The 2400-nt window shown below is 72.8% G+C and carries 3 protein-coding genes; all 3 read left to right on the forward strand.

Going from position 1 to position 2400, the window contains the following annotated elements; all coding sequences use genetic code 11:
• Positions 1 to 622, forward strand: a 622-nt coding sequence (locus tag VOI19_RS18195; RefSeq protein WP_323794355.1) for an FtsW/RodA/SpoVE family cell cycle protein, incomplete at its 5' end; no start/stop codon positions are given.
• Positions 623 to 635: 13 nt separating this feature from the next.
• On the forward strand, positions 636 to 1712 hold the full coding sequence (murG, locus tag VOI19_RS18200; RefSeq protein ID WP_323794356.1) for an undecaprenyldiphospho-muramoylpentapeptide beta-N-acetylglucosaminyltransferase: 1077 nt from the start codon (positions 636 to 638) through the stop codon (positions 1710 to 1712).
• Positions 1709 to 2400: Mur ligase domain-containing protein (locus VOI19_RS18205; RefSeq protein ID WP_323794357.1), on the forward strand; the 692-nt coding region annotated here is incomplete at its 3' end. The genes murG and VOI19_RS18205, both read left to right, overlap by 4 nt.

Below are 2400 nucleotides of genomic sequence, written 5' to 3' on the forward strand. Positions count from 1 at the left end.
CGTGGGCGCCCCCGCCCGACTCTTCGTGCTCGCCACCCTGGTGCTGGGCGTCATCGCCCTCGCGTTCGCGGCCACCGACAACGAGCGGCTCTCGCGCATCACCACCTTCGTCGACCCGTTCCGCGACTTCGAGGGCACCGGCTGGCAGCCGGCCCACGGCCTGTACGCCATGTCGAGCGGCGGCCTGTTCGGTGAGGGGATCGGGGCCAGCCAGCAGAAGTGGGGCACGCTCCCGGAGGCCCACACCGACTTCATCTTCGCGGTCCTCGGCGAGGAGCTCGGCCTGGTGGGCACGCTCCTGGTGATCGGGCTGTTCCTCACCATCGCCTACGCCGCCCTGCGGATCGCGCGCCAGACCAAGGACCCCTTCGTCCGCTACGCCACGTTCGGCATCGTGGTGTGGCTCATCGGTCAGATGGTCATCAACGTCGGGATGGTGCTGGCCCTGATGCCCGTCATCGGCATCCCGCTGCCCCTGGTCTCCTACGGCGGCTCCAGCCTGCTGCCGACCCTGGCCGCGATCGGTCTCCTGGTGGGATTCGCGCGGCGCGAGCCCGAGGCTGCGCGGGCGCTGGCCCAGCGGCGCCGCCTGCGTTCGGCCGGGCTCGCCGCTCGCCGGTAGCGTCTGACCCCTCATGACTCGCGTACTCCTCGCCGGCGGCGGCACCGCCGGCCACACGTCCCCGCTCCTGGCCACCGCCGACGCCCTGCGTCGCGCTGACCCCACCATCGAGATCACCTGCCTCGGCACCCCACGGGGCCTCGAGACCCGCGTGGTCCCGGAGGCCGGCTACCCGCTCGAGCTCATCGCGCCGGTGCCGTTGCCCCGCAAGCCCGGGGCCGACCTGCTCCGGGTGCCCGGACGCCTGCGAGGAGCGGTCAAGGAGGCGCTGGCCGTCATCGACCGGGTGCGTCCCGACGTCGTCGTCGGCTACGGCGGCTACGTGTCGGTGCCGGCCTACGTCGCGGCTCGTCGCCGCAAGCTCCCGATCGTCGTCCACGAGCAGAACGCGCTGCCCGGCATCGGCAACAAGGTCGGCGCGCGGGTCGCCTCCCGGGTCGCGGTCAGCTTTCCTGACACCCCGCTGCGCAACGCCGAGTACGTCGGCCTCCCGATCCGTCGGATGATCTCCCAGCTCGATCGTGCTGCCCTGCGCGCCGAGGCGCTCGCCACCTTCGGTCTCGACCCCGACCGTCCGACGCTGGTGGTCACCGGGGGCTCCCAGGGCGCACGCCGGCTCAACCAGTCGGTCTCGGCGGCTGCTCGCGCTTTCGCCGATGCCGGCGTGCAGGTGCTGCACGTCGTCGGCCCCAAGGGCGAGGCCTCGCCCGAGACCACCGACGTCCCGTACGTCGTCCTGCCCTACGTCGACCGGATGGACCTCGCTCTCGCGGCAGCCGACCTGATGATCTGCCGCGGCGGTGCCAACAGCGTCACCGAGGCCGCCGCCACGGGGGTGCCCGCGATCTTCGTGCCGCTGCCGATCGGCAACGGCGAGCAGGACCTCAACGCCCGGCCGGTCGTCGACGCGGGTGGCGCGCTGCTCGTCTCCGACGGCGACCTCACGCCTGAGTGGGTGGCCGCGCACGTGGCCTCCCTCGCCGTCGACGCCGACCGGCTCGCCGCCATGAGTCGTGCTGCCGCCGGGCTGATCCCCAACGACGCCGACGACCGGCTTGCCGCGATCGTGCTCGAGGAGGCTCGCCGATGAGGGTGCCCGTGCCCGAGACCATCGCCGGTGTCGAGGAGCTCGGACGTGTCCATCTGATCGGCATCGGCGGCGCCGGTCTGTCCGGCATCGCCCGGATCATGCTCGCCAGGGGAGTGGTCGTCAGCGGCAGCGACGGCAACGACTCCGCGGGCCTGGCGGCGCTGCGCGACCTCGGTGCTCGGGTGTTCGTGGGGCACGACGCCGCCCACGTCGCCGACGTCGACACGGTGGTCGTCTCGACCGCGATCGGCGAGGACAACCCCGAGTACGTCGAGGCGGTGCGCCAGGGCCTGCGTCTCCTGCCGCGCTCGGCCGCGCTGGCCTCGCTCATGGTCGGACGCCGGGTCGTGGCGGTCGCCGGCACGCACGGCAAGACCACCACGACGTCCCTGCTGACCGTTGCAGCCCAAGCGGCGGGCGCCGAGCCGACCTACGCCATCGGCGGCGACCTCAGCGCCAGCGGTGTCAACGCAGCGCTCGGCACCAGCGACCTCTTCCTGGCCGAGGCCGACGAGAGCGACGGCGCCTTCCTCGTCTACGAGCCCGCAGCCGCCATCGTCACCAACGTCGACGCCGACCACCTCGACCAGTGGGGCACCCCCGAGGCCTACGCGGCGGCGTTCGACGAGTTCGCCGACCGCATCGATCCCGCGGGTTTCCTGGTCTGCTGCATCGACGATCCCGGAGC

It is taken from the genome of Nocardioides sp. (assembly GCF_034670285.1).
Lineage (GTDB): Bacteria > Actinomycetota > Actinomycetes > Propionibacteriales > Nocardioidaceae > Nocardioides.

Coding starts and splice junctions, on each gene's coding strand:
- murG (WP_323794356.1), top strand. CDS start 636: ATGACTCGCGTACTCCTCGCCGGCGGCGGCACCGCCGGCCACACGTCC.